Source organism: Nocardia sp. NPDC004123 (genome assembly GCF_053603795.1).
The window spans coordinates 177,687-184,329 of sequence record NZ_JBSGGG010000020.1 but is presented as its reverse complement, the minus strand read 5'-3'; the positions used below and the strand labels follow the sequence as shown (position 1 = coordinate 184,329).

Annotated in this window: 9 protein-coding genes; 3 read left to right on the top strand and 6 right to left on the bottom strand. The window is 65.4% G+C overall.

What is annotated here, in order from left to right; genetic code table 11:
• The first annotated feature begins 166 nt into the window (after positions 1-166).
• Positions 167-913: an SDR family NAD(P)-dependent oxidoreductase gene (locus ACWEQQ_RS28695; protein WP_452350447.1), complete on the top strand. Its 747-nt coding sequence runs from the start codon at positions 167-169 to the stop codon at positions 911-913.
• A 46-nt stretch (positions 914-959) separates the two neighbouring features.
• Positions 960-2,675 carry an FAD-dependent oxidoreductase gene (locus ACWEQQ_RS28690; protein WP_452350446.1) on the top strand — a complete coding sequence of 572 codons (1,716 nt, stop codon included), beginning with the start codon at positions 960-962 and terminating at the stop codon, positions 2,673-2,675.
• Positions 2,676-2,985: 310 nt separating this feature from the next.
• On the opposite strand, the gene ACWEQQ_RS28685 is transcribed toward ACWEQQ_RS28690, so the two are convergent.
• From ACWEQQ_RS28685 to ACWEQQ_RS28660, 6 genes are all read right to left on the bottom strand, one after another.
• A complete protein-coding gene (locus ACWEQQ_RS28685) occupies positions 2,986-3,177 on the bottom strand; it encodes a hypothetical protein (protein ID WP_452350445.1) in 192 nt (63 codons plus the stop codon).
• Positions 3,178-3,531: 354 nt separating this feature from the next.
• Positions 3,532-3,726, bottom strand: a complete 195-nt coding sequence (locus tag ACWEQQ_RS28680; protein WP_452350444.1) for a hypothetical protein — start codon at positions 3,724-3,726, stop codon at positions 3,532-3,534.
• A gap of 46 nt (positions 3,727-3,772) precedes the next feature.
• Positions 3,773-3,967, bottom strand: coding sequence for a ferredoxin (locus ACWEQQ_RS28675; RefSeq protein ID WP_452350443.1), 195 nt, complete (start codon positions 3,965-3,967; stop codon positions 3,773-3,775).
• A gap of 10 nt (positions 3,968-3,977) precedes the next feature.
• Complete coding sequence (locus ACWEQQ_RS28670) at positions 3,978-5,117, bottom strand: aromatic ring-hydroxylating oxygenase subunit alpha (RefSeq protein ID WP_452350442.1); 1,140 nt, start codon at positions 5,115-5,117, stop codon at positions 3,978-3,980.
• Positions 5,114-5,497, bottom strand: a complete 384-nt coding sequence (locus tag ACWEQQ_RS28665) for an iron-sulfur cluster assembly protein (RefSeq protein WP_452350441.1) — start codon at positions 5,495-5,497, stop codon at positions 5,114-5,116. Before ACWEQQ_RS28665 ends, ACWEQQ_RS28670 begins: the two co-directional genes overlap by 4 nt.
• A complete protein-coding gene (locus tag ACWEQQ_RS28660) occupies positions 5,494-6,438 on the bottom strand; it encodes an amidohydrolase family protein (RefSeq protein ID WP_452350440.1) in 945 nt (314 codons plus the stop codon). The genes ACWEQQ_RS28665 and ACWEQQ_RS28660 overlap by 4 nt, the downstream gene beginning before the upstream one ends.
• Here ACWEQQ_RS28660 and ACWEQQ_RS28655 point away from each other — a divergent pair, their 5' ends adjacent.
• Positions 6,439-6,579 (top strand): hypothetical protein, encoded by a 141-nt coding sequence (locus tag ACWEQQ_RS28655; protein WP_452350439.1) that lies wholly within the window; start codon positions 6,439-6,441, stop codon positions 6,577-6,579. It begins immediately after the preceding gene.
• Positions 6,580-6,643 lie beyond the last annotated feature (64 nt).

Genomic DNA, 6,643 nt, shown 5'->3' with positions numbered 1-6,643 from the left:
ATTAACATGCGAAACACGTCGAAGACCGCCCGCAACTCGGCATATGCATGCACTGCCGACCGACGTAAGGCGCTCAGCCCGTTGGGACCGGCATCTCTGTCCGGAGACTCCGTGGTACCGGACCACCGCCAGTGCTCGGCACCGATAACTCTCGAAGGAACTGCAAATGACCACTCTCACCGATCAGATCGTTATCGTGACCGGCGCTGGATCCGGAATCGGCCGGTCCTCCGCGCTTGCCGCCGCCCGCGCCGGGGCCACGGTGATCTGCACCGACATCAAAGCCGCCGACGAGACCGCCGAAGCTATCCGCGAGGAGGGTGGCCAGGCCCGCGCGCACGAACTGGACGTGCGTGACCGCGGGGGCTGGCAGAACGTCGCCGCCGACACGCTTTCGCAGTTCGGCCGCATCAGCGGCCTGTGCCAGGTCGCCGGCATCGTCTCCCCCACCCCCGACACCGCCGTGGATCTGACCGAGGACGGCTGGAACCTCATCCTCGACATCGACCTGAAGGGGATGTGGCTCGGCATGCAGGCGGTGATCCCGTCCATGATCGAGTCCGGCGGCGGCAAGATCGTCAATATCTCCTCGGTCGCGGCACTGATCGGGATGCAGAACACCGCCGCCTACGCCGCCGCCAAGGGCGGCATCATCGCGCTGTCGAGGCAGACCTCGATCCAATACGCCGCCGACAAGGTGCGGGTCAACGTGATCGCCCCCGGCACCATCGAGACCCCCATCCTCGGCGACATTCCGAAGGAGCTCTACGACGCGATGATCGCCGGCACCCCTGCCGGGCGGCTCGGGCAGCCCGAGGACGTCGCCTCGCTCGCCGTGCACCTGCTGAGTGCCGGTGGGGACTTCATCGTCGGTCAGACCTTCGTGATCGACGGCGGATGGACCGCGCACTGACCTCGACCCGTTGGACGCGGTCGGCCCAGCACACCAAGGAATCACGATGTCTTACGTTGTCACCCAGCCCTGCTGTAACGATGCCTCGTGTGTCGAGGTCTGCCCGGTCGACTGCATCCGCCCGAGGCCGGGCGACCTGGAGTACCGCACCAGCGAGATGCTCTACATCGACCCGCAGACCTGCATCGACTGTGGTGCGTGCAAGGACGCGTGCCCGGTGGACGCGATCTTCTACGAAGACGAACTGCCCGAGAAGTACGACCGCTACGCCGCGATCAACGCCGAGTACTTCCAGCGACACCCGCTCGAATCGGCTGGCATGCCGTTCATTCCGCTGACCTCGCTGAAGGTTCCGCGCGACGAGGTCCCGGTCCGGGTCGCGGTAGTGGGCTCCGGACCGGCCGGAGCCTACGCGGCAGAAGAACTGCTCACCCAGGGAAGCAACGGCGCTATCGAGGTCGAGATGTTCGACCGCCTGCCCACCCCCTGGGGACTCGTCCGTGCCGGAGTCGCACCCGACCACTTCGGAACCAAGATCATCACCGAAACGTTCCGCCGGACTTCCACCAAGGTCTCGTTCGGATTCCACCTCAATGTCAGTGTTGGTGAGCACATCTCGCATGAGGAACTGCTCGAGTACCACCACGCGGTGATCTACACCGTCGGTGCCATGTCCGATCGCAGACTGGGGATCCCCGGCGAAGAGCTTCCCGGCAGCGTGGCCGCGACCGAGTTCGTGGCCTGGTACAACGGGCACCCCGACTACGCCGACCGACACTTCGACCTCAGTGGCGAGCGGGCGGTGGTGGTCGGCAACGGCAACGTCGCCCTCGATGTCGCGCGGATCCTGGTCACCAACCCCGACCAGCTCGCTCGGACCGACATCGCCGTGCACGCCCTGGCCTCGCTCCGCCAAAGCCGCATCCGGGAAGTAGTGGTGCTCGGGCGCCGCGGACCGGCGCAGGCCGCCTACACCAGCCCTGAACTGCTGGCGCTGCAACGCATTCCGGGGGTAGATGTGGTGATCGCGGAAGGTGAGCTCGATCTCGACCCGAACAGCCGCGCCGCAGTCGACGGCATCGACGGCCCGTACTCGATGCACCTCAAAACCCGTGTGGCGGAGGAGATCTCCCTACGCCGTCCGGACCCGGCGAACAAGCGAATCGTCCTGCGCTACCTCACCAGCCCGACCCGGATCGTGGGCGAAGACCGGGTGGAAGGGCTCGAGATCGTGCGCAATGAGTTGTACCAGGGCGGGGACGGCACCTTGAAGGCCCGCGCAACCGACGACCGCGAGATCATCGACACCGCCATGGTCCTGCGTTCCATTGGTTACCGCGGCAGGCCGGTGCCGGGCGTGCCCTTCGACGACGAACGAGGTGTGCTGCCCAACGTCGACGGGCGCGTAATCGACCCCCGTACCGGTCAACCGCTGCTCGGGGTGTACACCGCCGGCTGGATCAAGCGGGGACCTTTCGGGGTGATCGGGACCAATAAGACGTGCGCGCAGGAGACAGTCCGGTCGTTCTTCACCGATCTACTCGCGGGGCGGCTCGCCCGGCCCAAGCCCGAGCATGATCGACACGCGCTACGCGCGCTGATCGGCCAGCGCCGCCCCGAAGCGGTGGATCTGCGTGGCTGGCAGGCGATCGACGCCGCCGAGCGGGCCCGGGGCCGCGAACAACGTCGCCCGCGCAACAAACTCACTGACGTCGGAGCAATGCTCAAGATCGCTCACGAGGCGATGCATCCCTCCGATTGAGCGAGTGGGGTATCCGGCTGTGCCCCGCTCCCTGCGCCGGATACCTCACAAGCACGCAACGCGGCGATAGGCCGGTAACCAGCGCACCCGGATCGCTGCAGCCAGTGCCCCGATCAGCGCTGCGCCGGCCATCACCGACCACTCCACGGCGTGGGTTCCGTCGCCGAGACCAGCACCCCATCAGGGCCGGGCCGGCGACACCGCCGATGAAGTTATCCGATCTGCACCACGCCCAAGGCGGCGGCGACATCGGCAGGGTATCGACCCATGACCGCGTGAACCAGCATGGAGATCCACGACCATCCCGGTATCAGGACCAGCGCCAGACCGAGCACGAAGCTCTCCAGCGCTGTCCCGGGGCCAGCGGGGCGAAGCTGGCGCACGAGGCCATCATCACCGCGCACCACAGCGTCGGGTCCACATCCCGGCGGTCCACCATGAGCGCGCACAGCAACCGGAACAGGATCGAGTAACCGGCAGCCACCGGAATCGCCACTGCCACAGCCGATCCCGGTAGCGAAATCGACCTCGCTGCCATGACCGCGAACCAAGTAGCGCCACCCAGCGCAGTATTGGCGGCCAACACACCACATATCATCGCGACCAGCGGCGCCAGCCGATTCGCGCCGTCCGCGATCACGCCCTGTGGTGCTGCGGGAGGAGGCGACGATGGGGGCGCGGAGGTGAAGGCACCCTGCCGCGAAGAGTGCCAGGCACCCGCCCAGTACCAGTACCGCGCCCGCGAGCACCTGCTGCAGCACCGGCCCGATCGCCCCGGCCAGCATCAGGGCCGCGACCGAGCTGGCGCTGGACACGGCGAACGCCAGCGCCCGACGTCGTGCCGGAACATTGGCCATCACCACGAGATTGACAGCCAGTACGCGAGCGGGGGAGCGAGGCCGGCGATCGCGAGCGCCACCGCCAGCGTCCCGGGCGAGCGGGCGCTGAATGCCACGAGAATGCTCGCGGCGGCCGCCAGCCAATAGGCAGACAACGCGGCACCGATCAGCGCCTCGCCGGCCTCGATCGAATTGCCGATGGTACCGACCATCGAACTGACACGGAAGCTCCCACTCGACCGGTTCGGTCGTTCCGGTTCAGTCCTCGATCACGATGGACTCGGTCGGGCAGTCGTAGGCGCCGCGGCGCAGATCCTCCATCGACGCCGACGCGGCGGCTTCGGAGTCGAAGATCACCAGTCCCTCGTCATCGATGTCAAACACTCCCGGGCAGGCCAGGACACAGTTCCCGTAGCCCTCGCATTTCTCCCGGTTCACGCGGACGTTCGGCATTTCTTCTCCTCTACAGCCGCTTCTCGACCTGCTCGTGGAAGGAGGTCAGCCGGCTCTCGGCAGTGTTGAACAGGTTGCGGGTGAAGCCGCGCGATCCGATTACGCGGGCGAAGTCGTTGATCACCTCGGAGTCCTCACCCACGACCTCGAGGAACGCCTCCCAGTCCCGTTTGTTGGCCTTCGCCCATTTCTCGTCGGTCCGCCCGGGCGGAGTCGGGCCCACGATCTGGTACGCGCACAGCACTGTCTCGTCGAGCGAGACCGGCCAGGCCGACCACATCTGCAGATGCGTCGGGAAACAGCTAAAGATGGTGTTCGGGAAGACCAGGTAGTGGCACAGGTGTGACGTGCGGTGATCGGCGCCTTCCGCGGCCTTGTCGGTGAAGCCGCGGATCGGGATCGTCATCCACGTGTGGGGCTCGGTGATCTTCAGGATGGCGTCCCGCCACATCACCGTTCCGGCGAGCGTGTCCTTGTGGGTGAAGGGCACATGCCAGGTCTCGTTGAATGCATCGACGACGATCTTCCAGTTCGCCTTCAAGGTGACGCTCGTACGATAGACCGTGGTGAATTCCTCGAGGTCGTACCCTTCAAGCTCGTCGCCGATGGTTCCCAGGTATTCGCGCAGTGCGGGGATCCGTTCGGAGAACGACAGCCAGATCCAGCCGCCCCATTCCTCGGCGCGCACCGCCGGTGCTCGCAACCCTTCAAGGTCGCACTCGTCGAACGATTCACGCAGCGGAACGCTGGTCACCTCGCCGTCAAGGTTGTAGACGAACCCGTGCCAGGGGCATTTGAACTTGCCGATCTTGCAGTTTCCGGAACCGTTGACCAGGCGAGCGCCGCGGTGCTGGCATACGTTGTGCCATGCGGCCACCGTCCCGTCGGCGCGCCGGGTAATCACGACCGATTGGCCCATCTGCTCCCAGACGATGTAGTCCTTGGGCGCGGCTACGTCAGAGGACGGGTGCACCGGGAACCACGCCTCGAGTAGGACGTTCTCGAGTTCCCGGTGGTATCGGCCCTCGTCGCGGTAGATCTCGACGTCGACCTTGGCCGGCGGCAGTGGGTACTGCTTCTCGGCCATGGTCATCCCCATGGGGTAGGGCTCGAAGTCGCCGCTGGTGGGGTTCGCTTCGCTGTTGGTCATTTCGATGTCCTTTCCGCGATGCCGTGGTCGGCAACCACCACCGCGGGCAGTCCGCGGCGTGTGTGTGGCGTGGTCGGGGAGATCGGGAGACCGCGCTGGACGCGATCCGGGGTCCAGAGTTTGCGGGTGGAGGGGATGACCTCCACGTGATCGACACCGTCGAGTTCCCCGACGGCGTCGGCGATGTAACGACTCATCGAGGTGAGATGGATGCAGGAGGTATCGGTCAGCACGAGTTCGATTTCCACTCGTCCGTCCTGAATCCGCACCTCGTCGACTAGGCCCATCTCCTTCACGCTCATCGCGTCGTGCATGAGCAGCGAGCAGGGCTCGGGAACCGTGTCGATCTTGTCGAGCACCTGCTGGCGTGTGGGGATCACGAGACCGCTCCCGCCGTCGTCCCGGCGCGCAGCGCATGCCACGGGCCGATGCGGTCGTCGGATTCACGAAGCCGGCTGAATCCGTCGCCGTCGATCCCGGCCAGGATCTCTTCGTCGGTCAGCGCTTGCAGGCGCAGGCTGTTGCGGCCGAGTATGTTGCGCCTGTCCTCTTCGGTGATCTGGCGCAGGTCGAATTCGTCGAGAATGGCCTCGGGAATCGTGTAGTCCGCGAATTCCGCCAGCAGCGGTGCGGGGTGCATCAGGTTCACCCCGCTCGAGAACATCAGCTGCTCGGAGCCGCAGTGGGTCAGCAGCGTTCCGAGCACCCGGCCGAACAGTTCGGGCTTGGAGACGAGGTACTGAAAGGTCGTCTCGAGCGTTGCGTACATGTTGGGGTGATTACGCAACAGATCGACGGTCTGGTCCAGGAACGCGGTGCCGGCGTGCACCATCTGGATGCGCAGATCGGAGAACCGGTCCAGCGCTTCGTGCAGATCGTCGATAGCGAAGGCTTCCTTCGGCGCGGGCTTGAGCCACAGCGCCTTGTGGACCGCGATGTTGCGCAATCCCAGATCCCGCGCGGCTTCCAGCAACGGGGCCGCGTATTCGAGGCTGTCCATCCGCCAGCCCTCGCCGCGGCCGTCGTAGAAGAATGCCGGATAGAGCTTGAGACCGATAACCGGGTAGTCGGCGACCTGCTGCTCGAGCTGCGCGATTGCCACATCGGTCTGCGGCGCGTCCACAGTGGCATACATCTGGAATCGCTGCGGGTACTTCTCGACCAAGGCCGCTGCCCGCTCCGGTTTCGTCACGTGATCGCGCACGAAACCCAAGCTGGGCAAGGAGTGGATCACCGCGAAATCCACCGGGCTCTCGACGAAGAGCGCCTCCGCCATCGCTTCGTAGGAGAAATCCGTGAAGAACTCTTCCCTGGTGAGCACGTGACCGCGGTACCGATCGCCGAAGGCGAGGCGATGGGCTCCATAGACAGCCTCGAGCTGACACTCGGCACCGGGTGCCTGATTGGCGGAACAGAGGTCGTATGGATGTACGACCGCATCGACCACCACCGTGTTGCCTAGCATGAACAGCCTCCACCACTAACAATCGTTTGTTTTTTCCAGAGTGGACGTTTGCCCGCTCCTC